Genomic DNA, 24,497 nt, shown 5'->3' with positions numbered 1-24,497 from the left:
ATAAAGCCCACCATAAGGCGGGCTTTATTCAGCAACCAGCGGCAATTAGCTGGCTTTACGCTCGTGTTCGCGGCGGTAAGCTACTAAATCTTCAATGGTGACCACTTCCATATTGTGCTGTTTAGCAAACTCAATGCACTGCGGCGCACGCGCCATAGAGCCGTCGTCGTTAGTCAGTTCGCACAGTACGCCCGCCGGTTTGAGGCCAGCCAGGGTAACCAGATCGATTGTAGCTTCGGTGTGGCCGCCGCGGGTCAGAACGCCGCCCGGCTGAGCGCGCAGCGGGAAAACGTGGCCAGGACGGTTCAGGTCTGACGGCTTCGCGCCATCGGCAATTGCCGCGCGTACGGTCGTTACGCGGTCAGCGGCGGAAACGCCGGTAGTCACGCCTTCAGCAGCTTCGATGGTGACGGTAAAACCGGTACCGTAGGCGCTGGTGTTGTTCTCTACCATCATTGGCAGGTCGAGCTGTTTACGACGATCTTCCGTCAGGCACAGGCAGACAATGCCGCTACCGTGGCGAATGGTCAGCGCCATCTGCTCAACGGTCATGGTTTCTGCGGCGAAAATCATATCGCCTTCGTTTTCACGGTCTTCATCGTCAAGTACCATCACACCGCGACCTTCGCGCAGTGCATCTAAAGCACGTTCCACACGTTCAAAAGCGGTACCAAAAGAGGAAAGTAGCGTCTGATTCATGGTAAATAAACCTCATTAATTGTATGGTTACCAGAATCAGGGCAGTCTTAGGAGCGCCGGTTTAGCGGCAAAAGTCAACGCAAGCGGGCGAAAACCCGACTGAGCCGTTACTCTCTCCCATCCGGACTCTAACCGTCGGCCCCGGAATTACACCGGATCTGCTGACCTTTCTGCATTTACAGAAAGCGCTCGCGGGCTTTCAACGCTATGGTTGATTTACCGCCGGTGGGGAATTTCGCCCCGCCCTGAGAATAAGCGAAGTAACTATAACGCTATTGACTATCGTCGGCAATGCATAAGCTTCAAACATTTATGGTTTATAGGTACCGCCGATCGCACTACAATGAGCGAATAACCGACCAGAGCAGGAAATCACCATGATTGACCCGAAAAAAATTGAACAAATCGCCCGCCAGGTTCATGAATCGATGCCGAAGGGGCTCCGCGATCTGGGGGAAGACGTGGAGAAAAAAATTCGTCAGGTGCTCCAGTCGCAGTTAACTCGCCTGGACCTGGTAAGCCGCGAAGAGTTCGACGTGCAGACGCAGGTGCTGCTGCGCACCCGTGAAAAGCTGGCGCTTCTGGAGCAACGTCTGAGCGAGCTGGAAAATCGTCCTCTAAACGCGCCGGCGGCACCGGACGCCGAAGAGAAGCTCTAAAAACAAGCAACGGGCCGTCAGGCCCGTTGTCGTATCGGTTGAGGGTAAGTAGATTAGTGCTCCAGCTCCGCTTCAGGGGTCATGGCTTTATTCGCCTGCTGGCAGTAAAGTTCATAGCGTTGACAAAACCATTCACGATGCTCTTCATCCATATTGCCGACAATGGCCTGAAGATCGACGGGCTGACCTTGTGCGTTCATTCTGGCGAAACTCTGGGCCAGAAAATCAAAATTCTTCATTAAATACATGTCTTTATTCTTCATACGCATACTCCTTCAGCCGTTGGTGTTCTGATTGGTCATATGCTTTTTACTGGCTTCAGTATTTATCCTTACCTTAACTTTTTTTGTACGAAAAATGCGCCCGAAATGGCTATTTATTGAGCCAAATCATTTATGCCGTCATTAAATAGAAAGAGGCCCACGATTAGACGATCGCGGGCCTCTGTTGTACGAATTTGCAGCGTTATCGCTGGTTACGCTTATTTTCGCTTACCAGATCCGGATTAGCAGCCGCTCCAGTGAAGAGAGAAAACATTACTGATTGTTATCTTTCTGGATCTTCCTGATGATATTGGTCGTTGAGCAGCCATCTTCGAAGTTGAGCACCAGCACCTCGCCGCCGTTTGCCCACACCTCTTCGCTGCCGGCAATCTGCTCCGGCTTATAGTCCCCACCTTTCACCAGCAGATCCGGCAGAATTCCGGCAATCAGCCGCTGCGGAGTATCTTCTTCAAAAGAAACCACCCAGTCGACGGCCTCCAGCGCGCCCAGCACGATCATTCGCTGATCCAGCGGGTTGACCGGACGAGACTCGCCTTTCAGACGCCGGGTTGAAGCATCGCTGTTCACCGCGACAATCAGCCGGTCACCCAGTTTGCGAGCGTTCGCCAGGTAGGAAACGTGGCCCGCGTGTAAAATATCGAACACGCCGTTGGTCATCACAACTTTCTCGCCGCGCTTGCGCGCCGCGGCTACCGCCAGTTTGAGTTCTTCTTCGCTCATCACGCCAAAACCGGTCTCGGAGCGCCCGCGTACCGCGTTCTCCAGTTCGATAGGCGAAACGGTAGAGGTACCGAGTTTACCCACCACGACGCCAGCCGCCGCGTTGGCAAAGTAGCAAGCTTCTTCCAGAGTATTGCCGGAAGCCAGCGTCGCCGCCAGCACGCCGATGACCGTGTCGCCCGCACCGGTAACGTCATAGACTTCCTGGGCCTGCGTGGGCATATGCAGCGGCGGTCGCCCCGGTTGCAGCAGCGTCATCCCCTGCTCGGAACGGGTCACCAGCAGCGCAGAGAGGTCGAAATCGGCGATGATTTTCATGCCGCGTTCAACGATCTCTTCTTCATCCTTACATTTACCCGCTACCGCCTCAAATTCTGAGAGGTTAGGCGTCAGCAGGGTAGCGCCGCGATAGCGTTCAAAATCCGTGCCTTTCGGATCGATAAGCACCGGAACGCCCGCATCGCGCGCCAGCTTGATCATGGTCTGGACGCTGGTCAGCGCGCCTTTGGCGTAATCAGAGAGCACCAGGGCGCCAATAGAGCCCAGCGCCTGCTGAATACGTTCGTGCATCGGCTGCGGATCGACACCGGAGAACCCTTCTTCAAAATCGAGACGAATCAGCTGCTGGTTGCGCGACAGCACGCGCAGTTTGGTAATCGTCGGATGCGTCGGAACGGATACGAAGTCGCACTTCACGTTGACGTCAGCCAGCGCCTTACTTAACGCACGGGCGGCATCGTCAATCCCGGTCAGACCAACGAGGCGGGAGGTCGCGCCGAGCGACGCAATGTTCATCGCCACGTTTGCCGCGCCGCCAGGACGTTCTTCGATATTTTCCACCTTCACCACCGGTACCGGCGCTTCCGGCGAAATACGGCTGGTGGGACCATACCAGTAGCGGTCCAGCATCACATCGCCAACCACCAACACTCCTGCACGTTCAAACTCTGGCAGCGTTACTTTCATTACTCCCTCCTGCGAGACGCAAACTTTGCGCGCGATAATAGCACACCCGGTTTTTTAGTTAAGCCATCAACCACTTCTGCCAGCTGGCGCTGACCTGTTCACGCTCCTGGCTAAACGCATCTGGCGCCACGTGCCCCGGCTGTTCCTGCAGCGCCAGGTGATGTAGCGCATCGCGCAGCGTGGTGTAAGCATGAGTTAACACCCTCGCCTCTGCCTCGTCCATAATGTCGTTCTGCGCCAGCAGTTCCAGGATACGAACGTTATCGGACCAGCGCGTGAGCTTCGGTTTATCACTGGCATAGCGTAGGACCAGATACTGGGTAATAAATTCAATATCGGTGATCCCACCGGCATCGGCTTTAATATCAAAGCGATCGTGATGCTTATTCCCCAGGTGAGCGCGCATTTTTTCGCGCATTTCCCGCACTTCGGTTTGCAATTTTTCGCCTTCTCGCGGGGTAGTAAGAACATCCCGGCGAATGACGTCAAAGCGCGCCTGTAGCTCAGGATCGCCATACACTACGCGGGCGCGAACCAGCGCCTGGTGTTCCCATGTCCATGCCTCATTCTGTTGATAATCAGCAAAGGAATCGGCGGTAGTGACCAGCATCCCCGCTGCGCCAGAGGGGCGTAGGCGAGCATCCACTTCGTACAGAATGCCTGACGAGGTGCGGGTACTGAAAAGATGCATGATGCGCTGCGCCAGGCGCAGATAAAACTGACGGCCATCGATTTCGCGTTCGCCGTCGGTCATCACCTCCATCGGGCAATCGTGGAGGAACACCAAATCGAGATCGGAACTGTAGCCCAGCTCCCATCCACCCAGCTTGCCGTAGCCGACCACCGCAAAACCGCGCCCCTGGCGATCGTGCAGGTGCGTCGGCTGCCCGTAACGGGCCACCATCTGCAGCCATGCCTGCTGGACGACTGCGTCAATCATCGCCTCCGCCAGCCATGTTAAGTGATCGCTCACTTTCATCACTGGCAGCGTTCCGGCGATATCGGCCGCAGCGATGTGCAGCAGCTGCGCCTGCTTAAACTGGCGTAGCGCCTCCAGCTGCTGCTCTTCATCATCTTCCGGTACGCGCAGCAGATACTGGCGCAGTTCATCGCGATAGGCATCGGTGGCCGTTGGCTGATAAAGCGTATTCGGGTCCAGCAGTTCGTCCAGCAGCAGCGGATGGCGGGCCAGCTGACTGGCGACCATCGGCGACGCCGCGCACAGGCTAATCAGGTGCTTTAACGCGCCGGGGAATTCGCTCAGCAGCTCCAGGTAAGTGGTGCGGGTGACAATTCCGGTGAGCAGCGGCGTAATACGCGCCAGCGGTACCGGAGCATCGGCGCGCGAACAAATTTCGCTAAGCAGATGCGGCATGAGCTGGTCAAGCACCTGACGACCGCGCGGACCAATCGTGCGCCGGTCCAGCTCTTTGCGAAAATCGGCGATCAGCGCCAGCACGCTGCGGCGATCGCTGTCTACAAGATGCGCCAGCGCCGGGCTGGTATCATCTTCCTGCAGCGCGTCCTGCCACAGCTCGCGCCAGTACTCTTCAAGCTGCTCATCCGGCGACTGCGTTTCATCGTCGCCGATCAGTTCATTAAACACGCGCCGCACATTAGCCATCTGTTCCGCCAGCCGCGCGCTGAGTGTCTCCCAGTCGGCAACGCCTATCCCCCAGGCCAGCCGGGCGCGATTAAGTTCATCCTGCGGCAAGGTTTGCGTCTGCTCGTCGTTGATGCTTTGCAGCAGGTTTTCCAGGCGACGCAAAAACAGATAGGCTTCGCGCAGCCTCTGCGCATCCCCTTCCGGCAGCAGATGTAGCTCTTCGATGGCGGCCAGCGTCGGCAGCAGCGCCCGCTGCTGCAGCATTGGCTCACGGCCGCCGCGAATCAGCTGGAAGACCTGGACGATAAACTCCACTTCTCGGATGCCGCCCGCGCCGAGCTTGATATTGTCTTTTAATCCCCGGCGGCGCACTTCCCGGGCAATCATGCCCTTCATGTTGCGCAAAGACTGAATCACGCTGAAATCGATATAGCGGCGGAAGACAAACGGCCGCAGCATGGCGCGCAGCTCGTTGGCATAGACGCCATCGTTATCGCCCATAATTCGCGCTTTCACCATCGCGTAGCGCTCCCAGTCGCGTCCCTGCTCCTGGTAATAATCTTCCAGCGCGGCAAAGCTCAACACCAGCGGACCGCTATCGCCAAACGGGCGCAGGCGCATATCCACGCGGTAGACAAAGCCATCCTGGGTGGGCTGATCCAGTACCTTAATCAGGCGCTGCCCGAGGCGGGTAAAAAACTGGGCGTTATCCAGTTCGCGACGACCGCCGCGCGTGGCGCCATGTTCCGGCCAGGCGAAAATCAGATCGATGTCGGAGGAGAAGTTCAGCTCGCCGCCGCCGAGCTTGCCCATCCCGAGGATCAGCAGCGGCTGCGGCGTACCTTCAGCATTACATGGAGTGCCCCATTCGCGACAGCAGGCAGCGTATAGCCAGTCGCGCGCGGCGACGATTAAGGTCTCCGCCAGCGCACTTAGCTGCTGCAGGCTGCTCTCTTCGCTGACCAGCGATAGCGCCTGGGCCCAGGCGATACGCACCATAATCCGACGGCGAAACTGGCGCAGCTCGCGCATCAGCGCGGCTTCATCATTGACCTCGGCCAGGCGAACCTGCAGCCAGTCGGCGTAGTGATGCCACTCCTGCGCCTCGGGGGGCGCACTTTCAAGCTCCGCCAGCCACTGCGGCTGCGCGATCAGACTCTGTTCGACGAAATCGCTGAATGCCATAACTGATTGCGCCCGATCGCTCAACGTCGATACGGGAAAATCCGCTGGCAGCCGGCCAGCGACCGTCTGCCAGTGCTGCTGTAATTGCGAAGAAAGCGGCATCTTAGGGGCTCCCTGGCCTGAAATTATCGTTTTCCACTATGCAGCCAGAACGGCTCTGCGGCCAGCGCCTGGCGACGAAAATATTCGATAACGCTGCTGTCATTATGCGCAATCGCCCGGCGGGTTTCTTGCCAGTTTTCCAGCCACGGCGCGGCAGCATCGGCATAGGCGCCGGATAACAGCTGAACGGTGTCAATTTCGCGGGTCAGACGCGGAAGCTGATCGGCATAACCGTCAGCGGACGGCTGACGAAAAGCGTTTTTCAGCTCCGCCGCCGCCCTGGAGAGCTGAATATCCGCAAAGCGTTTAAACGATCCGGCAATTTTCTGCTCTCCGGCTGCGTTCAGGAAAGGACGCCAGCCGCGGTTTACCAGCAGATCGGTGAGCGCCAGCTTCGCCCTGACGGTCGCCACGCTGAAAAGCGCGGCCTGGGTCGTTTCGGCTTCCGCCAGCGCCGCCTCGGCTTCGCTCAGACGTTCACGCAGCAGCGTGGTGGCCTTGCGCGGGACAATACCGCCAAACAGTACCAGCGCGTGCCGCACGCGGGCGATAGCGTGCAAAATCTCCGCTTTCGCTTTCGCATTGCCGCGATTGAGGACTTCATCATGATATAGCCAGTGCGCCAGCGCGCTTTCCAGCGCCGCCTCCAGCCCCTGTTCGACGCTGGCTTTCGGCGCGACGCGAAGGATCGTTAACTCGGTCAGCGGGCGTTCTTCGTTGCCCTGCGCCAGATGATAACCACGCGCCGCTTTGCTCAGGCTTCCCTGACGCAGTACGCCGGTATCCAGCAGGCCGCGGGCAAGGGTCAGAATATCCTGCGTATTACCGGACAGAAGCTCCAGCTCCAGCTCGCAAATGGGTTCCTGATGCTCGCCGGCTTTGACTTCGCCGCGATCGAGTGCGATTTCAATTTCGCTGTCGCCTTCTTTGACCACCCATCGCTCACGCTCAAAATCGGTGCTGAAAAGCGGCTGTACGTTCTCAGCAAGCTCCGCCGGCAGTTCACCCTGCGGCCAGACTTCAGCCGGAAGCTTTTCCAGCGCCAGCTCAGGGCTTTCCAGCGGAATGTTATATTCCGGACGCTGATGCAGCCCGCCGACGACGCGCCCGGCGATTTTCAGCGTCATCTCATAGCGCCCCTGGTCGCCGCGAACGCGCAGCCCCATGTCGTGGCGGCGCAGCCAGTTATCCGCCGTTTCATAGTAAATATTCAGTAATTGACCCGCGGGCGTGTGCTTTGCCTCCAGCGTATTGAGGTGCTGACGCAGCGCGTCAACGCCATTCTGATCAACGATAAACTTTAATTCGATTTCTTGAGCCATGACTGAATTCTTCCGCTTATATGCTGTGCCGGGAAATTGCGGCGAACTAACAACGATATTTCTTGTCAGTAAATAGTATTTTGCGGCGAATCGCCATGCAATGCGCATTTTGCCGGGCCACCTGATGGATGATTCCGATTGTGGCGGAAAACTTTGCGTCGCTTCGGCGATGCCACTACTATCGTTCAACTTTTTATGACCAAACGATGACCTGATGCCAAAATTACGCCTTATTACATTGACTTTGCTGGCGCTGAGCGCCGCCACGGCGGTTCACGCGGAAGAAAAACGTTACGTTTCAGATGAACTGAATACCTGGGTGCGCAGCGGTCCGGGCGATAACTATCGCCTTGTGGGCACCATCAACGCCGGCGAAGAAGTCGCAGTGCTGCAAACTAACGACAGCACTAACTATGCTCAGGTGCGCGACAGCAGCGGCCGTACCGCCTGGATCCCCTTGAAAGAGCTGAGCAACGAGCCCAGCCTGCGCACTCGCGTGCCGGATCTGGAAAACCAGGTAAAAACCCTGACCGATAAACTGAATAACATTGATACCACCTGGAACCAGCGCACGGCGGACATGCAGAAGAAAGTCGCCGGTAGCGATGCCGTCATCAACGGCCTGAAAGAAGAGAATCAAAAGCTGAAAAATGAGCTGGTTGTCGCGCAGAAGAAGGTGAATGCCGCAAATCTGCAGCTTGATGACAAACAGCGCACCATTATCATGCAGTGGTTTATGTACGGCGGCGGCGTGCTGGGCGTCGGCCTGATTCTGGGACTGGTGTTGCCGCACCTGGTACCGAGCCGCAAACGCAAAGACCGTTGGATGAACTAATTCGTCTTCTCTGCCAGACTTACGTATCATCGTAAGAAAATGAAGACGGGAGAGTAAGGCGTGAAGGTTTATCTGGTCGGTGGTGCAGTACGAGATGCGTTATTAAGGCTACCGGTTAAAGACAAAGATTGGGTCGTGGTTGGCGCCACGCCTCAGCAACTCCTCGACGCGGGCTACCAGCAGGTAGGCCGTGATTTTCCCGTGTTCCTTCATCCGCAAAGCCGCGAAGAGTATGCCCTGGCGCGCACCGAGCGCAAGTCCGGTTCCGGTTACACCGGTTTTACCTGCTATGCCGCCGCTGACGTTACCCTTGAGCAAGACCTGCTGCGCCGCGATCTGACGATCAATGCGCTGGCCCAGGACGCCGACGGTCAGATTATCGATCCCTACGGCGGCCAGTCTGATTTACGCAAGCGCCTGCTGCGCCACGTCTCGCCCGCCTTTAGCGAGGATCCGCTACGCGTTCTGCGCGTGGCGCGTTTTGCCGCCCGCTACGCGCATCTGGGGTTTCGTATCGCCGATGAAACCATGGCGCTGATGCGCGCAATGGCCGATGCCGGTGAGCTTGCGCATCTCACGCCGGAGCGGGTATGGAAAGAGACGGAAAGCGCCCTTACCACCCGCAACCCGCAGGTCTTCTTCCAGACCTTACGCGACTGCCGCGCGCTCAAGGTGCTGTTCCCGGAAGTCGACGCCCTTTACGGCGTACCGGCTCCGGCTAAATGGCACCCGGAAATCGACACCGGCCTGCACACCCTGATGACCGTCACCATGGCGGCGATGCTGTCACCCGAAATCGACGTACGTTTCGCTACCCTGTGCCACGACCTCGGGAAAGGACTGACGCCAAAAGAGCTCTGGCCGCGTCATCATGGTCACGGCCCGGCTGGCGTAAAGCTGGTCGAACAGCTCTGCGCCCGTCTGCGGGTACCCAACGAGCTGCGCGATCTGGCAAAGCTGGTCGCCGAATTTCACGATCTGATTCACACCCTGCCCATGCTGCAGCCAAAAACGCTGGTCAAGCTGTTCGATAATATTGATGCCTGGCGCAAGCCGCAGCGGGTCAGGCAAATCGCCTTGACCAGTGAAGCCGACGTGCGCGGGCGCACCGGTTTTGAGGCCTGCGATTACCCTCAGGGTCGCCTGCTGCTGGAAGCATGGGACGTTGCCCGAGCGGTCTCAACAAAAGAGGTCGTTGCGGAAGGGTTTCAGGGAATTGAGATTCGTGAAGAGCTGACGCGTCGGCGGATTCAGGCCGTCGCCCGCTGGAAAGAAAAGCGTTGCCCCCAGCCGCAGGACTGAGGGCTGGCGCTTAGAAGAAGACCACGTACACCGCTGCCGCGACGATAAAGCGATAGATGGCAAACGGGATAAACGAAATACGTTTAATCAGCTGCAGGAAGGTTTTAATCGCAATCAGCGCGACGATAAACGCCGTGATAAAACCGACGGCAAACATCGGAATATCGCTGGCGTTGAGGAAACCAATACTTTTGTACATATCCAGTACGGTCGCGCCCATCATCATCGGCACCGCCAGCAGGAATGAGAACTCAGAGGCCGCATAGCGGCTTACGCCCATCAGCATCCCGCCGGAAATTGTCGCCCCGGAACGCGAGAAGCCCGGCCACAGCGCCAGACACTGGAAACAGCCGATCACGAACGCCTGACGATAGGTCATATCATCAATGCCCACCGCGCGGGGCTGTTTTGGCTTCAGCACTTCCGCTGCGATCAGCAGCACGCCGCCGACAATCAGCGCGTACATCACGTTTATCGGGTTAAACAGAGACTTGATGGTATCGTGGAAAATCAGCCCCAGCACTACCGCCGGGATCATCCCCAAGAGAATATGGATAAGCGACAGGCGACCGCTGCCCTGGCCTTCATGCTCGGGCTTTTTGCCGAAATGAATACCGATAAGGCCGAACAGACGACGCCAGAACATCACAACAACGGCAAGAATGGAACCAAGCTGAATCACTACTTCAAACGTATTTGCGGTATCGCCTTCAAAACCCAGCAGATGACCGACAATAATCATATGACCAGTACTGGAAACAGGTAAAAACTCGGTCAAACCTTCAACCACACCCAATATTGCCGCCACCAGCAGCGAGTGTATATCGCTCATCCAATTAAACCCTTTAAAAAGTAATATGAAAAAAACCAGAAACGAATAACCAGGCTATCAGGCTTCAATATTGGCCACGGACAGCGCGCAGAAACGGGAGCGTACAGGTTGTACGCGCGGCTTTCGGGCGCTTCCCGGGGACAAAACGGCAAATAAAATAGCCTGATGGTCGGATTCTATGACCGGTATAAACACAATTTGTTTAACGAGTATGACCTGAAAAGTTTTGTTTCAGATTAAGGCCACGTTCAATCACGACGCCAACGTTGGCCGCCCGGGCTACCGCGCCAGGCTTGCTGACTTTAATACGCACCCATGGAGATTGAAACTTTTCCAGCAGCAGGTCAGCAATTTCTTCCGCCACGCGCTCGACCAGCGCAAAGCGCCCGCCTTCAACGTGGTTGATGACCGCCTCGCTGATATCAGCATAGCTGAGACAATCGCTGACATCATCGCTGGCCGCCGCTTTGCGGTTATCCCACGCCATTTCGATATCGAACACCAGCTTCTGTTCAATGGTTTGTTCCCAGTCATAAACACCAATAGTGGTGATTACCGAAAGTTGCTCTATAAATACAATATCCATCACGACCTGCCTGCTTTTTGGCTAAACCGGATACCACTTCCGGCCAATTATGCGTATTATCCACAGATGCAAAGACATCCCCTAAATAATTTGCGTTGCAGGAAGAGAGCGACGCGGCAAGGCCCCAGGAGCATAGCATCGCTATGGGTCTCTGCGAGCCAATGCGCGGATAACGCGCAGCGCACCGGGGATAAAACGACACTTTCAAAATGGAACAGCTGATGAGTGCAATCGCGCCTGGACTGGTTATCCTCGCCTACCTCTGCGGCTCAATCTCCAGCGCCATTCTCGTTTGCCGCCTCGCTGGCCTTCCCGACCCTCGCGACAGCGGCTCCGGCAATCCAGGGGCGACTAACGTCCTGCGAATTGGCGGCAAGGGCGCAGCCGTAGCGGTGCTTATTTTTGACGTACTGAAAGGCATGTTGCCGGTCTGGGGAGCGTGGGCGCTAGGCCTGACGCCGTTCTGGCTCGGTCTGGTGGCCATTGCCGCCTGCGTAGGCCATATCTGGCCGGTATTTTTTAACTTTCGCGGCGGTAAAGGCGTGGCGACCGCTTTCGGAGCCATCGCCCCTATCGGCTGGGATCTCACCGGCGTGATGGCCGGAACCTGGCTGCTTACGATTCTGCTCAGCGGCTACTCCTCGCTGGGGGCGATCGTCAGCGCGCTGATCGCGCCGTTCTATGTCTGGTGGTTCAAACCGCAGTATACTTTCCCGGTTTCGATGCTCTCATGCCTGATTCTGCTGCGCCATCACGACAACATTCAGCGTCTGTGGCGGCGTCAGGAAACCCGCATCTGGACCCGGTTCAAAAAGAAGAAAAAAACGCCGGAGCAGAAATAACCTTTGCTTCGACGCAACTTCGCGGCAAGGCGGTGAGTGAGTCCCGATGAGCTTACTCCAGTCAGTGATTCGGGCGAACGACAAATCTGCCGGGAGCAGATTTGAACGTCGCTTGCGACGGCCCGCCAGGGCGAGGCCCATGGATGGGCCGAGTAGCCCGTAGCCAACGCGGCTGCGGCTCGAAGTATGACGGACATAAGCTTTTCATATGACCGGGATGGTTGGCCCCCGATCAATACTCTTCGCTGCTGTTTTATCTTGATTTTGCAGGGGCGCGACATTGCACGGCACGGTGTTACCACAGAATAAAAAAGGCTGGCAGGCCAAGCTGGACCTCCGCTTTCAGCTTCTCGGCGGGAAAACAGCGCTCGCCTCCCGTCGTCATGTCGGTCCACTCACCGTTCAGCGTCCGTTTTATCCCGAAGAAGAGACCTGCCACCTCTATCTGCTTCATCCGCCCGGCGGTATCGTCGGCGGCGATGAACTCACCATCAGCGCCACGATTGAGTCCGATTGCCATACGCTGATCACCATGCCCGGCGCCAGCAAGTTTTATCGCAGCAGCGGCGCGCAGGCGCGGCTTCTGCAAACCCTGACGCTGGGCGATAACGCAACGCTCGAGTGGTTGCCGCAGGATGCCATTTTCTTTCCCGGCGCTCACGCCGCTTTGCATACGGCGTTTCACCTCTCCTCCTCCAGCACGCTGCTGGCCTGGGACCTGCTATGTCTTGGCCGTCCGGTCATCGGCGAAACCTTTAGCCACGGCGCGCTCGCCAACCGACTGGAGGTGTGGGTCGACGGCTCTCCGCTGCTGATTGAGCGCCTGAACCTGGCCGATGGAGAGCTGGCCTGCATCGCGCAGCAGCCATGGGTGGGAACAATGCTGTTCTACCCGGCGAACGAGACGCTGCTGGAAGGCGTACGCGAAAAACTTACGCCGCTGGCAAACTATGCCGGCGCCACGCTCACCGACGGCCTGCTGACGGTACGCTTTTTAAGTGACGATAATCTGCGTTGCCAGCGGGCGATGCGCGATATCTGGCAGTTTATGCGCCCGCACCTGACCGGCAAATCTCCGGTACTCCCCCGAATCTGGCTGACTTAAGAGAACGCTATGGAACTGACACCCAGAGAAAAAGACAAACTGTTGCTGTTTACCGCTGCGCTGGTGGCGGAGCGTCGCCTGGCCCGCGGCCTGAAGCTCAACTATCCCGAATCCGTGGCCCTGATTAGCGCTTTTATTATGGAGGGCGCGCGCGACGGCAGAAGCGTCGCAGAGCTAATGGAAGAAGGGCGCCACGTCCTGAGCCGCGAGCAGGTCATGGAAGGCGTACCGGAAATGATCCCCGATATCCAGGTCGAAGCCACCTTTCCGGACGGCTCGAAGCTGGTTACCGTCCATAACCCGATAATCTGAGGTAGCGCGATGATCCCAGGAGAATATCAGGTTAAACCGGGCCAGATCGCGCTTAACGTCGGCCGGGCTACCTGCTGCATTATCGTTGAAAATCACGGCGACCGGCCGATTCAGGTCGGCTCCCATTATCACTTCGCCGAGGTCAACCCGGCGCTGAAGTTCGATCGCCAGCAGGCAACGGGCTACCGTCTCAATATCGCGGCCGGAACCGCAGTGCGCTTCGAGCCGGGCCAAAAGCGCGAGGTGGAGCTGGTAGCGCTGGCCGGAGCCCGCGTCGTGCACGGTTTTCGCGGCGAAATAATGGGTGAGCTGGAGGCAAATGATGAGTGAGATTTCACGTCAGGCCTATGCCGACATGTTCGGCCCCACCACCGGCGATAAAGTTCGCCTGGCGGACACCGAGCTGTGGATCGAGGTCGAAGATGATTTGACCACTTACGGCGAAGAGGTCAAATTCGGCGGCGGTAAAGTGATCCGCGACGGTATGGGACAGGGGCAGATGCTTTCCGCCGGGTGCGCGGATCTGGTGCTGACCAATGCCCTGATCGTCGATTACTGGGGGATCGTTAAAGCCGATATCGGCGTCAAAGATGGAAGGATCTTCGCCATCGGCAAAGCCGGCAACCCGGATATTCAACCCAACGTCACGATCCCGATCGGCGCGGCCACGGAAATTATTGCCGCAGAAGGCAAGATCGTCACCGCCGGCGGCGTCGATACGCATATTCACTGGATCTGCCCGCAGCAGGCGGAAGAAGCGCTGGTCTCCGGCGTCACCACCATGATCGGCGGCGGTACCGGCCCGGCGGCGGGTACCCACGCCACGACCTGCACCCCGGGTCCGTGGTACATCTCGCGGATGCTGCAGGCTGCGGACAGCCTGCCGGTCAATGTCGGCCTGCTGGGTAAAGGCAATGGCTCGAATCCGGATGCGCTGCGTGAGCAGGTCGCGGCCGGGGTTATCGGCCTGAAAATTCACGAAGACTGGGGCGCGACGCCAGCGGCAATCAACTGCGCGCTGACCGTAGCCGACGAAATGGACGTTCAGGTTGCGCTGCACAGCGATACCCTTAACGAGTCGGGATTCGTTGAGGATACCCTGGCGGCCATCGGCGGGCGCACTATCCATACTTTCCATACCGAAGGCGCGGGCGGCGGCCATGCGCCAGATATTATTACCGCCTGCGCACACCCTAATATTCTGCCCTCGTCGACTAATCCGACGCTGCCCTACACCGTCAACACCATTGACGAGCATCTGGACATGCTGATGGTTTGCCATCATCTCGACCCGGATATCGCCGAGGACGTGGCGTTTGCCGAATCGCGCATTCGGCGGGAAACCATCGCCGCGGAAGACGTCCTGCACGACCTGGGCGCCTTCTCCCTTACCTCGTCCGATTCGCAGGCCATGGGTCGCGTCGGCGAAGTGGTGTTACGTACCTGGCAGGTGGCGCACCGGATGAAAGTTCAGCGCGGCCCGCTGGCGGAAGAGAGCGGCGATAACGATAACTTCCGCGTGAAGCGCTATATCGCCAAATACACCATTAATCCGGCGTTAACCCACGGTATCGCCCATGAAGTCGGTTCGATTGAAGTGGGTAAACTGGCGGATCTGGTGCTGTGGTCCCCGGCATTCTTCGGCGTAAAACCGGCGACGATCGTCAAAGGCGGCATGATCGCCATGGCGCCGATGGGCGACATCAACGCATCTATCCCGACGCCGCAGCCGGTGCACTATCGCCCGATGTTCGGCGCGCTGGGCAGCGCTCGTCACCGCTGCCGTTTGACCTTCCTGTCGCAGGCGGCGGCGGAAAACGGCGTCGCTGAACGGCTGAACCTGCACAGCGCGACGGCGGTGGTTAAAGGCTGCCGCACGGTACAAAAAGCCGATATGCACCACAACGGCCTGTTGCCCAATATTACCGTGGATTCACAAACCTACGAGGTGCGCATCGACGGCGAACTGATAACCAGCGAACCGGCGGACGTGTTACCCATGGCGCAACGTTATTTCCTGTTTTAAGGAGCGCAAATGCTTTATTTGACCCAGCGGGTAGAGACCCCGGCGCAGGCCACGGCCAGCGTTACCCTGCCGATTGACGTGCGGGTAAAAAGCCGTATTAAAGTCACCCTCAACGATGGCCGTCAGGCGGGCCTGCTGCTGCCGCGCGGTCTGCTGCTGCGCGGCGGCGATATTCTCAGTAACGAAAACGGCAGCGAATTCATTGAAGTGATTGCCGCCGATGAAGCCGTTTCGGTCGTGCGCTGCGAGGATCCTTTTATGCTGGCGAAAGCCTGCTATCACCTCGGCAATCGCCATGTCCCGCTGCAGATTATGCCCGGCGAGCTGCGCTACCATCACGACCACGTCCTGGACGATATGCTGCGCCAGTTTGGCCTGGCCGTGGATTTCGCGCATCTGCCGTTTGAACCGGAAGCCGGCGCCTACGCCAGCGAGTCGCACGGCCATCATCATCATCACAATCACGAGCACAGCCACTAAATGCCGACGCCGGAAAAACGTCTGCGGCTGATGCAGCTTGCCAGCAGCAGCCTCCCGGTTGGCGGCTACAGCTGGTCCCAGGGGCTGGAGTGGGCGGTGGAAGCGGGCTGGGTAGCGGATACCGCCGCCTTTGAGCGCTGGCAGCTGCGGCAGATGGAGCAGAGCTTTTTTACCGTCGACCTGCCGCTGTTTGCCCGGCTCTACCGGGCCTGCGAAGCGGGCGATCTGGACTGTGCCCGGCGCTGGACCGCTTATCTGCTCGCCTGCCGGGAAACCCGCGAGCTGCGCGATGAAGAGCGCAACCGCGGCGCAGCCTTCACCCGGCTGCTGGCCGACTGGCAGCCGGACTGCCCGCCCGAGTGGCGCAAGCTGTGTCAGCAAAGCCAGTTAACCGGTATGGCGTGGCTTGGCGTACGCTGGCAAATAGCCATTCCTGACCTGGCCCTGAGCCTTGGCTATAGCTGGATTGAAAGCGCGGTGATGGCGGGCGTCAAGCTGGTGCCCTTCGGCCAGCAGGCGGCCCAGCAGTTGATTCTGCGCCTGTGCGACCGCTATGCGGCGGACATGGACAGCGCCCTTGCGGCCCCGGATTGCGCAATCGGTTCGGCGACGCCGCTTGCGGCTATCGCTTCCGCGCGGCACGAAACCCAGTATTCCCGACTATTCCGTTCTTAGGAGAAGATATGAACATGATTAAGCAACCGCTGCGCGTCGGCGTCGGCGGCCCGGTCGGCTCCGGAAAAACCGCGCTGCTGGAAGCCCTCTGCAAAGCCATGCGCGACACCTGGCAGCTGGCGGTGGTGACCAACGATATCTACACCAAAGAAGATCAGCGCATTCTCACCGAAGCCGGCGCCCTGGAGCCAGAGCGAATTGTCGGCGTCGAAACCGGCGGCTGCCCGCATACCGCCATTCGCGAAGACGCATCGATGAACCTGGCCGCAGTGGAAGCGCTAAGCGAGAAATTCGGCAATCTCGATCTGATCTTTGTGGAAAGCGGCGGCGATAACCTGAGCGCGACCTTTAGCCCGGAGCTGGCGGATCTCACCATCTACGTCATCGACGTGGCGGAAGGAGAAAAGATCCCGCGCAAAGGCGGGCCGGGGATCACCAAATCCGACTTCCTGGTGATCAACAAAACCGATCTTGCACCATACGTGGGCGCGTCTCTGGAAGTGATGGAGCGCGATACCCTGCGCATGCGCGGCGAACGTCCGTGGAGCTTCACCAACCTGAAAAGCGGCGACGGCCTGCAAAATATCATCGCCTTTATCGAAGACAAAGGTATGCTCGGCAAATAACCTCTGCACCATCCCGACGCAAAGATGTCGGGATGGTGCATACCCTGCCCTCTCTTTAGCCATCCCCTTCATGAAGCCCTGACAGCGCCTGCCCTGCGATGTGGCATAAGGTTTGCTAATTCCAGTCATGCCCAACCATTAAGGAATGACTATGTCATCACTGGATATAAAAACTGATTTATCTGCGCAAACCAGTGCCTCCGGCTCCAAAGAAACGCTGGAAGACTATACGCTTCGCTATGCCCCGCTGAGCTTTCGCCGCTGGGGACCAGGGGTTGTCGCGGTGACGGCATTAGGTGGTATCGCCTACCTGGCCGACTTTTCTATCGGCGCCAGCATCGGCATGGCCTGGGGTACCACCAATGCGATTTACGCGATCCTGCTGGCGGCACTGGTTATTTTTCTTACCGGTATTCCGCTGGCGATTACCGCCGCGCGCTATAACATCGACCTCGACTTAATCACCCGCAGCGCCGGTTTCGGCTACTTTGGCTCGGTGATCACCAGCATTATCTTTGCCGGATTTACCTTTATCTTTTTCGCCCTCGAAGGCTCGATTATGGCGCAGGGGCTGCTGGTGGGCTTAGGGATCCCGCTGTGGATGGGCTACCTCATCGCCACCCTGATGGTATTGCCGCTGGTGGTCTACGGCATGAAGGCGCTGACTCGCCTTCAGGTCTGGACGACGCCGCTGTGGCTGGTCCTGATGGTGGTTCCGGTGGCCTGGCTTATCGCCAAAGACCCGGATCTGGTGGATGGGTTTATGAACTTCGCCGGTAAAAACCACGCAACAACGGTAGATTTAACCGCCATTATGCTCGGCGCGGGGGTATGCCTGTCGCTGATCATGCAGATTGGCGAGCAGATCGACTACCTGCGCTTTATGCCGCCGAAGACCGCAGAAAACAGCAAAAGCTGGTGGCTGGCGGTGTTCTCCGCCGGTCCGGGCTGGGTCGTGTTAGGTGCGATTAAACAGATTATCGGCGCTTTTCTCGGATTCTATCTGCTGACCCGCTTCCCGGCGGTGCACAACACCGAACCGGTACAGCAGTTCGTCAGCGTCTTCGATAACCTGGTTCCCGGCTGGCTGGCGCTCACCCTCGCGGTGGTGCTGGTGGTTATCTCGCAGATAAAAATAAACGTCACTAACGCCTATTCCGGCTCGCTGGCGTGGACCAGCGCCTGGACGCGCACCACCAAACGTTATCCGGGGCGAATTATTTTCGTCATCGTCAACCTGACGATTGCTCTCGCCCTGATGGAGGGCGACATGTTTAGCGCTCTGGCATGGATCCTCGGCTTCTACTCTAACTTTGCCATCGCCTGGGTGGTGGTGGTCGCCACCGATATCACCGTCAATAAAGGGGTGCTGAAGCTGGCGCCGGCGCAGCCGGAGTATCGCCGCGGGATGATCTACAACGTCAACCCGGTAGGCGTAGTCTCTTTTGTCCTCGCGGCAGGCCTTTCGATTAGCGCCTTCTTCGGCCTGTTAGGCGACACCCTGGCACCGTTCTCGCCGCTGATCGCGCTGGCGGTAGCGTTCGTGATGACGCCGGTCATGGGAATCGCCACCCGCGGGCGCTATTACATTAAACAACACGATGACGGTATCGCCGAGCCGCGCTACGATGCGCAGGGTAATGCGTCGATCACCGTTTACCGCTGCCTGAGCTGCCGGGAAGAGTACGAACGTCCTGACGTGATGCATTCGCATAAACATCAGGGGGCGATTTGCTCGCTGTGTAAGAGTATGGAATAAGTCGCGAAGGCAGGCCGACAGGACGTCGGCCTGTAAAACAGCAGAAATTATGCCGCCGGAAGTTCAGCCAGCGGCCAGCGCGGACGAACGGTGACGCCCAGCTCCGCTTTTGCCCCGGAACGCAGACGAACCATACCGGCATAGGCAATCATCGCACCGTTATCGGTACAGAATTCAGGACGGGCATAGAAGACTTCCCCGCCGCGCTTTTTCATCATTTCCGCCAGCTTCGCGCGCAGCGTACGGTTAGCGCTGACGCCGCCAGCCATCACCAGCCGTTTAAAACCGGTTTGATCCAGCGCGCGGCGGCACTTAATCATCAGCGTATCCACGACCGCATCTTCGAAAGCGCGGGCGATATCGGCGCGGGTTTGATCGTCATCGCCGTTGCTGCGAATGGTGTTCGCGGCAAAGGTCTTGAGGCCAGAAAAGCTAAAATCCAGCCCGGGGCGGTCGGTCATCGGGCGCGGGAAGACAAAGCGCCCTTCGGTGCCCTGGGAGGCCATCTTCGACAGCATCGGGCCGCCGGGATAATCCAGCCCCAGCAGTTTCGCTGTCTTATCGAAGGCTTCTCCCGCCGCGTCGTCAATCGATTCGCCCAGCAGTTCATACTGGCCAATGCCGGTGACGCTGATCAGCTGGGTATGGCCGCCGGAAACCAGCAGCGCGACAAACGGATACTGCGGCGGATTATCTTCCAGCATCGGCGCCAACAGATGCCCTTCCATATGGTGCACCGGGATCGCCGGCACGTTCCAGGCGAAGGCCAGCGAGCGGCCTACCGTCGCGCCGACCAGCAGCGCGCCAACCAGGCCTGGGCCCGCCGTATACGCAACGGCATCAATATCTTTTGCCGTCATCCCGGCCTCTTTTAGCGCCGCCTGAATCAGAGGGACGGTTTTACGCACGTGGTCGCGCGAGGCGAGTTCAGGCACCACGCCGCCGTAGTCAGCATGCAATTTCACCTGACTATACAGCTGGTTGGCTAACAGACCTTTTTCGTCGTCATAAATGGCGATGCCGGTTTCATCGCAGGATGTTTCAATTCCCAGTACACGCATGGCTAGTTTTACCTCGTTTCAATACCGCGCAGTGTAGGACCAATGCGGGTTGATGTAAAACTTTCCTCACCCCTGGCGCTCACTTCGTGTATACTCCCTGTCCTTATAAAAGTCCCTTTCAAAAATCGCGTCGGTGCTTTACAAAGCAGCAGCAATTGCAGTAAAATTCCGCACCATTTTGAAATAAGCTGGCGTTGATGCCAGCGGCAAACCGAATTTATCAAAGGTGAGAGTTACATGCCGGTAATTAAAGTACGTGAAAACGAGCCGTTCGACGTAGCGCTGCGTCGCTTCAAACGTTCATGCGAAAAAGCAGGTGTTCTGGCGGAAGTTCGTCGTCGTGAGTTCTATGAAAAACCGACTACCGAACGTAAACGCGCTAAAGCTTCCGCAGTGAAACGTCACGCGAAGAAACTGGCTCGCGAAAACGCACGCCGCACTCGTCTGTACTAATCTGTTGGGAGCCAGGCTCTCAATTCAGACCGAGTTGTAGTTGTAAGGCCGTGCTTCCGAAAGGAATGCGCGGCTTATTTTCGTTTATGCATTAGCATATACACCCAATCATTCAAGATGCATCAAGGCGGCAAGGGAGTAAGTCCCCGGAGCTTACTGAAGTAAGCGACAGGGGTGAACGAGCGAAGCCAACGCAGAGGCAGTTTGAAGGGGAAGTGTATAAAACGGGGCATATGGCTGGACGAATTCCACGAGTATTTATCAATGACCTGCTGGCGCGCACCGATATCGTCGATCTGATCGACGCGCGGGTGAAGCTGAAAAAGCAGGGCAAGAATTATCACGCGTGCTGTCCGTTCCATAACGAAAAAACCCCCTCTTTCACCGTCAACGGTGAAAAACAGTTTTACCACTGCTTTGGCTGCGGTGCGCACGGCAACGCTATCGACTTCCTGATGAACTACGACAAGCTCGAGTTCGTGGAAACCGTCGAAGAGCTGGCTGCTATGCATAATCTTGAAGTGCCGTATGAAGCCGGAACGGGCCTGAGTCAGATAGAGCGCCATCAGCGGCAAAATCTCTATCAGCTAATGGAAGGGTTAAATGACTTTTATCAGCAATCCTTCAACCAACCTAATGCCGAACCTGCGCGCCAGTACCTGGAGCAACGCGGCCTGAGTGCCGAAGTTGTCCAGCAGTTTGCTATTGGTTTTGCGCCGCCAGGCTGGGATAACGCATTAAAACGTTTCGGCGGTAATGTCGACAACAGGAAACTGCTGCTCGATGCCGGAATGCTGGTCAACAATGACCAGGGAAGAACTTACGACCGTTTCCGCAATCGCGTGATGTTTCCGATTCGCGACAAACGAGGCCGGGTGATTGGATTTGGTGGTCGCGTACTGGGTAACGATACGCCGAAATACCTCAACTCCCCGGAGACCGATATTTTCCATAAGGGCCGCCAGCTTTACGGCCTTTATGAAGCGCAGCAGCACCAGGCAGAACCACCGCGGCTGCTGGTTGTCGAAGGGTATATGGATGTCGTCGCTCTGGCGCAGTACGGTATTAACTATGCCGTTGCATCGCTGGGTACATCGACCACGGCCGACCACATGCATATATTATTCCGTGCGACGAACAACGTAATTTGCTGTTACGACGGCGACCGCGCCGGTCGAGATGCCGCATGGCGTGCGCTGGAAACGGCAATGCCGTACATGACCGATGGTCGTCAGCTACGCTTTGTGTTCCTGCCCGATGGTGAAGATCCGGATACGCTGGTACGTAAAGAGGGTAAAGAGGCTTTTGAAGCACGGATGGAGCAGGCTCAGCCGCTCTCCATGTTTTTATTTAACAGTCTCTTACCGCAGGTCGATCTGAGTTCGCCGGATGGCAGTACGCAGCTGGCCGCACTAGCGCTGCCGCTCATTAGCCAGGTGCCTGGCGATGCGCATCGTATTCAGCTGCGCCAGATGCTGGGCCTGAAGCTGGGCATTTTTGATGATACCCAGCTTGATCGTTTAATGCCGAAACAGGCAGAAAGTGGCGTCGTACGCCCGGCTCAGCAGATAAAACAGACGCCTATGCGTATACTTATAGGACTGCTGGTGCAGAATCCCAATCTGGCGCCGCTGGTGCCCCCTTTGCAGGGGCTGGCGCAGAGCAAATTACCGGGACTCAGCCTCTTCTCCGAGCTGGTGAACCTCTGTGTTGCGCAGCCGGGCCTGACCACGGGGCAGCTATTAGAGAACTATCGCGGGACTAGTGAATACTCAACACTTGAAAAACTCTCAGCCTGGAACGATATAAGGGATGAGAATGTTGAAAAAATGTTCACCGACACGCTAAACCGAATTTTTGATGCAATGCTTGAACAGCGGCAAGAAGAGTTGATAGCTCGCGACCGCACTCACGGTTTAAGCAGTGAAGAACGCCGGGAGTTCTGGGAAATCAGACAAGCCCTGGAAAAAAAATGAATTTAACGGCTTAAGTGCCGAATATCGTTCGGGAAGACCCCGACAGCCGCGCGAGGCGCAGCGGCAAAAATATAAGTACGCCCTCGCTTTAAATGTTGGCAGTTCATCTGCTTACACCAATCAAACGAATTAAGTGTGGATACCGTCTTATGGAGCAAAACCCGCAGTCACAGCTGAAGCTTCTTGTCCAACGTGGTAAGGAGCAAGGCTATCTGACCTATGCCGAGGTCAATGACCATCTGCCGGAAGATATCGTCGACTCCGATCAGATCGAAGACATCATCCAAATGATCAACGACATGGGCATTCAGGTGATGGAAGAAGCACCGGATGCCGATGATCTTTTGCTTGCTGAAACTAACAACAATACTGACGAAGATGCGGAAGAAGCTGCGGCGCAGGTTCTCTCCAGCGTTGAGTCTGAAATCGGACGCACTACCGACCCGGTGCGCATGTACATGCGTGAAATGGGTACCGTCGAACTGCTGACGCGCGAAGGCGAAATCGACATCGCTAAACGTATCGAAGACGGTATTAACCAGGTGCAGTGCTCGGTTGCTGAATACCCGGAAGCCATCACCTATCTGCTGGAGCAGTACGATCGCGTTGAGGCGGAAGAGGCGCGTCTGTCCGATCTGATCACCGGTTTTGTTGACCCGAACGCCGAAGAAGACATGGCGCCAACGGCGACGCACGTCGGTTCTGAACTCTCTCAGGAAGAGATGGATGACGACGAAGACGAAGATGAAGAAGAAGACGACGACAGCAGCGATGATGACAACAGCATCGATCCTGAGCTGGCGCGCGAGAAATTCGCCGAGCTGCGCACGCAGTACGAACTGACCCGCGATACCATCAAAGCGAAAGGTCGTAGCCACGCCGCAGCGCAGGAAGAGATTCTCAAGCTGTCTGAAGTGTTCAAACAGTTCCGCCTGGTGCCGAAGCAGTTCGATTACCTGGTTAACAGCATGCGCATCATGATGGATCGCGTTCGTACTCAAGAACGTATCATCATGAAGCTGTGCGTTGAGCAGTGCAAAATGCCGAAGAAAAACTTCATCACTCTGTTTACCGGCAACGAAACCAGCGAAACCTGGTTCAATGCGGCCATCGCGATGAATAAGCCGTGGTCAGAAAAGCTGCTTGACGTGAAAGAAGACGTTCAGCGCGGCCTGATGAAACTGCAGCAGATTGAACAAGAGACCGGCCTGACCATTGAGCAGGTAAAAGATATCAACCGTCGCATGTCCATCGGTGAAGCGAAAGCGCGCCGCGCGAAGAAAGAGATGGTTGAAGCGAACCTGCGTCTGGTTATCTCGATCGCCAAGAAATACACCAACCGCGGTCTGCAGTTCCTCGATCTGATCCAGGAAGGTAACATCGGTCTGATGAAAGCGGTAGATAAGTTTGAATACCGTCGCGGCTACAAGTTCTCCACCTACGCAACCTGGTGGATCCGTCAGGCGATCACCCGCTCTATCGCAGACCAGGCGCGCACCATCCGTATTCCGGTGCATATGATTGAGACTATCAACAAGCTCAACCGTATTTCCCGCCAGATGCTGCAGGAGATGGGCCGCGAACCGACGCCGGAAGAGCTGGCCGAGCGTATGCTGATGCCGGAAGATAAAATCCGTAAGGTGCTGAAAATCGCCAAAGAGCCGATCTCCATGGAAACGCCGATTGGCGACGATGAAGATTCGCATCTGGGAGATTTCATCGAGGATAACACCCTCGAGCTGCCGCTGGACTCTGCCACCACCGAGAGCCTGCGCGCCGCCACCCATGACGTTCTGGCTGGCCTGACCGCCCGTGAAGCAAAAGTCCTGCGTATGCGCTTTGGTATTGACATGAATACCGATCACACGCTGGAAGAAGTGGGTAAACAGTTCGACGTAACCCGCGAACGTATCCGTCAGATCGAAGCGAAGGCGCTGCGTAAACTGCGCCATCCGAGCCGTTCTGAAGTGCTGCGTAGCTTCCTCGACGATTAATCATCGCCGCTTAGCGCAAAAAAGCCAGTCAACTGTGGACTGCACCCCAAAAGTTGGACACCCAACTGAGTAAGGTGCAGTTTTTTATGG

24 protein-coding genes, 1 pseudogene and 1 riboswitch are annotated in these 24,497 nt (G+C 57.2%); of the genes and pseudogenes, 16 read left to right on the top strand and 9 right to left on the bottom strand.

The genetic code is table 11. The features are described from left to right. Positions 1-45: 45 nt before the first annotated feature. A complete protein-coding gene (gene ribB / locus ABLV11_RS16330; RefSeq protein ID WP_004105870.1) occupies positions 46-699 on the bottom strand; it encodes a 3,4-dihydroxy-2-butanone-4-phosphate synthase in 654 nt (217 codons plus the stop codon). Positions 700-804: 105 nt separating this feature from the next. Then, a riboswitch (FMN riboswitch) is annotated at positions 805-956 on the bottom strand. A 120-nt stretch (positions 957-1,076) separates the two neighbouring features. Here ribB and ubiK point away from each other — a divergent pair. Further along, positions 1,077-1,358 carry a ubiquinone biosynthesis accessory factor UbiK gene (ubiK, locus tag ABLV11_RS16325; protein WP_004105871.1) on the top strand — a complete coding sequence of 94 codons (282 nt, stop codon included), beginning with the start codon at positions 1,077-1,079 and terminating at the stop codon, positions 1,356-1,358. 53 nt (positions 1,359-1,411) lie between these two features. On the opposite strand, the gene glgS is transcribed toward ubiK, so the two are convergent. Continuing rightward, complete coding sequence (glgS, locus tag ABLV11_RS16320; RefSeq protein ID WP_004115630.1) at positions 1,412-1,621, bottom strand: cell surface composition regulator GlgS; 210 nt, start codon at positions 1,619-1,621, stop codon at positions 1,412-1,414. On the opposite strand from glgS, the gene ABLV11_RS16315 reads away from it, so the two are divergent. Further along, the gene (locus ABLV11_RS16315; RefSeq protein WP_319922773.1) at positions 1,613-1,741 is read left to right on the top strand and encodes a hypothetical protein; all 129 of its coding nucleotides are present in this window, start codon (positions 1,613-1,615) and stop codon (positions 1,739-1,741) included. The two genes, glgS and ABLV11_RS16315, sit on opposite strands and share 9 nt — an antisense overlap. A 153-nt stretch (positions 1,742-1,894) precedes the next feature. Here ABLV11_RS16315 and hldE read toward each other — a convergent pair whose 3' ends face one another. From hldE to ABLV11_RS16300, 3 genes are read right to left on the bottom strand one after another with little or no spacing between them, the layout of a single operon-like run. After that, positions 1,895-3,328, bottom strand: coding sequence for a bifunctional D-glycero-beta-D-manno-heptose-7-phosphate kinase/D-glycero-beta-D-manno-heptose 1-phosphate adenylyltransferase HldE (hldE, locus tag ABLV11_RS16310; protein ID WP_004115631.1), 1,434 nt, complete (start codon positions 3,326-3,328; stop codon positions 1,895-1,897). A gap of 58 nt (positions 3,329-3,386) precedes the next feature. Further along, a complete protein-coding gene (glnE, locus tag ABLV11_RS16305; RefSeq protein ID WP_348855460.1) occupies positions 3,387-6,221 on the bottom strand; it encodes a bifunctional [glutamate--ammonia ligase]-adenylyl-L-tyrosine phosphorylase/[glutamate--ammonia-ligase] adenylyltransferase in 2,835 nt (944 codons plus the stop codon). 23 nt (positions 6,222-6,244) lie between these two features. After that, positions 6,245-7,543, bottom strand: coding sequence for an inorganic triphosphatase (locus ABLV11_RS16300; RefSeq protein WP_032726653.1), 1,299 nt, complete (start codon positions 7,541-7,543; stop codon positions 6,245-6,247). Between the two features lie 214 nt (positions 7,544-7,757). Between ABLV11_RS16300 and ABLV11_RS16295 the strand changes: the two genes are divergently transcribed. Together ABLV11_RS16295 and ABLV11_RS16290 are read left to right on the top strand one after the other, a co-directional pair. Continuing rightward, positions 7,758-8,378: a TIGR04211 family SH3 domain-containing protein gene (locus ABLV11_RS16295; RefSeq protein ID WP_004105876.1), complete on the top strand. Its 621-nt coding sequence runs from the start codon at positions 7,758-7,760 to the stop codon at positions 8,376-8,378. 60 nt (positions 8,379-8,438) lie between these two features. Then, positions 8,439-9,680, top strand: a complete 1,242-nt coding sequence (locus ABLV11_RS16290) for a multifunctional CCA addition/repair protein (protein WP_126489567.1) — start codon at positions 8,439-8,441, stop codon at positions 9,678-9,680. A gap of 10 nt (positions 9,681-9,690) precedes the next feature. Here the strand turns inward: ABLV11_RS16290 and bacA are convergent, their stop codons facing one another. Together bacA and folB are read right to left on the bottom strand one after the other, a co-directional pair. Further along, entirely contained in the window at positions 9,691-10,512 is an 822-nt protein-coding gene (gene bacA / locus ABLV11_RS16285) for an undecaprenyl-diphosphate phosphatase (RefSeq protein WP_004105879.1), read from the bottom strand. A gap of 202 nt (positions 10,513-10,714) precedes the next feature. Further along, positions 10,715-11,098, bottom strand: a complete 384-nt coding sequence (folB, locus tag ABLV11_RS16280; RefSeq protein ID WP_004105881.1) for a bifunctional dihydroneopterin aldolase/7,8-dihydroneopterin epimerase — start codon at positions 11,096-11,098, stop codon at positions 10,715-10,717. 221 nt (positions 11,099-11,319) lie between these two features. On the opposite strand from folB, the gene plsY reads away from it, so the two are divergent. After that, complete coding sequence (gene plsY / locus ABLV11_RS16275) at positions 11,320-11,940, top strand: glycerol-3-phosphate 1-O-acyltransferase PlsY (RefSeq protein WP_004105883.1); 621 nt, start codon at positions 11,320-11,322, stop codon at positions 11,938-11,940. A 207-nt stretch (positions 11,941-12,147) separates the two neighbouring features. Here plsY and ABLV11_RS16270 read toward each other — a convergent pair. Next, positions 12,148-12,231, bottom strand: a pseudogene (locus tag ABLV11_RS16270) (short-chain dehydrogenase); the annotation flags it as partial. Between ABLV11_RS16270 and ABLV11_RS16265 the strand changes: the two are divergent. The 8 genes from ABLV11_RS16265 (at position 12,221) to ABLV11_RS16230 (ending at position 18,923) form a co-directional block, all read left to right on the top strand. Beyond that, positions 12,221-13,045, top strand: a complete 825-nt coding sequence (locus tag ABLV11_RS16265) for an urease accessory protein UreD (RefSeq protein WP_126489568.1) — start codon at positions 12,221-12,223, stop codon at positions 13,043-13,045. The pseudogene ABLV11_RS16270 and the gene ABLV11_RS16265 overlap by 11 nt on opposite strands. A gap of 9 nt (positions 13,046-13,054) precedes the next feature. Continuing rightward, positions 13,055-13,357 carry an urease subunit gamma gene (locus tag ABLV11_RS16260; protein WP_004105887.1) on the top strand — a complete coding sequence of 101 codons (303 nt, stop codon included), beginning with the start codon at positions 13,055-13,057 and terminating at the stop codon, positions 13,355-13,357. A gap of 9 nt (positions 13,358-13,366) precedes the next feature. After that, on the top strand, positions 13,367-13,687 hold the full coding sequence (locus tag ABLV11_RS16255) for an urease subunit beta (RefSeq protein WP_004105889.1): 321 nt from the start codon (positions 13,367-13,369) through the stop codon (positions 13,685-13,687). Next, positions 13,680-15,383 (top strand): urease subunit alpha, encoded by a 1,704-nt coding sequence (ureC, locus tag ABLV11_RS16250; RefSeq protein ID WP_016808009.1) that lies wholly within the window; start codon positions 13,680-13,682, stop codon positions 15,381-15,383. The genes ABLV11_RS16255 and ureC overlap by 8 nt, the downstream gene beginning before the upstream one ends. A 9-nt stretch (positions 15,384-15,392) precedes the next feature. Further along, a complete protein-coding gene (gene ureE / locus ABLV11_RS16245; protein ID WP_004105893.1) occupies positions 15,393-15,863 on the top strand; it encodes an urease accessory protein UreE in 471 nt (156 codons plus the stop codon). Further along, the gene (locus ABLV11_RS16240) at positions 15,864-16,538 is read left to right on the top strand and encodes an urease accessory protein UreF (protein ID WP_064356506.1); all 675 of its coding nucleotides are present in this window, start codon (positions 15,864-15,866) and stop codon (positions 16,536-16,538) included. 8 nt (positions 16,539-16,546) lie between these two features. Then, entirely contained in the window at positions 16,547-17,164 is a 618-nt protein-coding gene (ureG, locus tag ABLV11_RS16235; protein ID WP_004105899.1) for an urease accessory protein UreG, read from the top strand. A 151-nt stretch (positions 17,165-17,315) separates the two neighbouring features. After that, positions 17,316-18,923 (top strand): cytosine permease, encoded by a 1,608-nt coding sequence (locus ABLV11_RS16230; RefSeq protein WP_126489569.1) that lies wholly within the window; start codon positions 17,316-17,318, stop codon positions 18,921-18,923. A 47-nt stretch (positions 18,924-18,970) separates the two neighbouring features. Here the strand turns inward: ABLV11_RS16230 and tsaD are convergent, their stop codons facing one another. Next, positions 18,971-19,984 (bottom strand): tRNA (adenosine(37)-N6)-threonylcarbamoyltransferase complex transferase subunit TsaD, encoded by a 1,014-nt coding sequence (tsaD, locus tag ABLV11_RS16225; RefSeq protein WP_142472333.1) that lies wholly within the window; start codon positions 19,982-19,984, stop codon positions 18,971-18,973. Between the two features lie 237 nt (positions 19,985-20,221). On the opposite strand from tsaD, the gene rpsU reads away from it, so the two are divergent. The 3 genes from rpsU to rpoD all read left to right on the top strand — a co-directional run bounded on the left by rpsU (position 20,222) and on the right by rpoD (position 24,407). After that, positions 20,222-20,437, top strand: a complete 216-nt coding sequence (gene rpsU / locus ABLV11_RS16220) for a 30S ribosomal protein S21 (protein ID WP_001144069.1) — start codon at positions 20,222-20,224, stop codon at positions 20,435-20,437. A gap of 233 nt (positions 20,438-20,670) precedes the next feature. Further along, entirely contained in the window at positions 20,671-22,413 is a 1,743-nt protein-coding gene (dnaG, locus tag ABLV11_RS16215; protein WP_224329738.1) for a DNA primase, read from the top strand. Positions 22,414-22,562: 149 nt separating this feature from the next. Beyond that, the gene (rpoD, locus tag ABLV11_RS16210; protein WP_004105908.1) at positions 22,563-24,407 is read left to right on the top strand and encodes an RNA polymerase sigma factor RpoD; all 1,845 of its coding nucleotides are present in this window, start codon (positions 22,563-22,565) and stop codon (positions 24,405-24,407) included. The last annotated feature ends 90 nt before the right edge of the window (positions 24,408-24,497 follow it).

The organism is Klebsiella sp. GW_Kp181, from assembly GCF_040062315.1.
Lineage (GTDB): Bacteria > Pseudomonadota > Gammaproteobacteria > Enterobacterales > Enterobacteriaceae > Klebsiella > Klebsiella oxytoca.
The sequence above is the reverse complement of the archived record's forward strand: the minus strand, read 5'-3'. Positions and strand labels throughout refer to the sequence as shown.